We start from the raw sequence: 1272 nt of genomic DNA on the forward strand, positions 1-1272 counted from the left end.
GCCACTGCTGTCCCATAGTTTGCTTTAAATAAAAAAACCTGAGTCCTAACAGTTAAAATATGAGTGCAAACAAACACTTTAACGACCAGGATTCAGGTTTTGTCCCATCAGAATACCGTATTTCATGAGCTAATTAAACCTGTTGTGCGACAGGATTTTGAACAACTTGCTAAAGTACACCATGTTGGACAGAAATTTAGAGCGGCTTCCCGGTGGGATCAGTTTATTGCCATATTGATGTCTCAATTCTCTTGTAGGCAAAGTCTGAGAGATATTCAATCCAATTTGGAGTGCCAACAGGAAAAGCTAAGTCATCTCGGAGCAAAGTCTATTCCCCGAAGCACGCTGGCACGAATCAATGAGCAGCAGCCTGCTGCCTTGTATCAACAGCTATTTTACAAGTTGCTTAAATACTATGAACACTCAAAAGTAGCTCATAAATTTCGCTTTAAGAATCCCTTGTATTCCTTGGATGCCAGTCATATTGACCTGTCGCTTTCCTTATGTGAATGGGCCAAAGTTCACGACTCAAAAGCCAGCATGAAACTCAGTATAGGATTGAATCACAGTAATGATATTCCTGAGTTTGTTGCAGTTGAAAATGGCAAAGAAAATGACATGGTACAAGGCCGCAAATTCCAGTTTCCTGCTGGCAGCATTGTAGTTTTTGATAAAGGCTATGTCGATTACCAATGGTATGCAAATCTGACTGCTCAAAACATTGGATTTGTCACACGTTTTAGGCCTAAATCTGTGTATCAGGTGATCCAGCAACATCCAGTGCTTGAATCCAAAGGTATTCTAAAAGATGAAACCATTCAGCTGAATAGCGCACATGCCCTAAAAAGAAAAGCCCCAGTGTTAAGAAGAATTGAATATAGAGATCAGCAAAGTGGCAAGCACTTTAGCTTTCTCAGCAATAACTTTCATTTAGCCGCCTCCACCATTGCGGCGATTTATAAAGATCGTTGGAAAGTTGAGCTGTTCTTTAAGGCGATTAAGCAGAATCTCAAATTAAAAGCGTTTCTAGGCCGCAGCAGGAACGCAATTCAGACACAAATCTGGATTGCGATGATCGCCTATTTATTGGTGAGTTTCGCTCAACATTTAGGAAAAACAGGTTGGACAGTTCAACGTTTACTCAGAATAATTCAAGTGAACTTGTTTGAAAGAAGAACTTTAAAAGCTTTATTTTCACCCGATAAAATACCCATAAAACAAGAGGAAGCTCATTTGAGCTTCCTCTTGTGAAAAATTGTGGGACAGCAATGG

General features: G+C 40.0%; 1 protein-coding gene. It reads left to right on the plus strand.

Going from position 1 to position 1272, the window contains the following annotated elements:
* The first annotated feature begins 99 nt into the window (after window positions 1-99).
* Window positions 100-1251, plus strand: coding sequence for an IS4-like element ISAbe18 family transposase (locus C8322_RS14215; protein ID WP_058951619.1), 1152 nt, complete (start codon window positions 100-102; stop codon window positions 1249-1251).
* Window positions 1252-1272: the final 21 nt, after the last annotated feature.

The sequence above is a fragment of the Acinetobacter sp. SM1B genome (assembly GCF_003289665.1).
Taxonomy (GTDB): domain Bacteria; phylum Pseudomonadota; class Gammaproteobacteria; order Pseudomonadales; family Moraxellaceae; genus Acinetobacter; species Acinetobacter schindleri.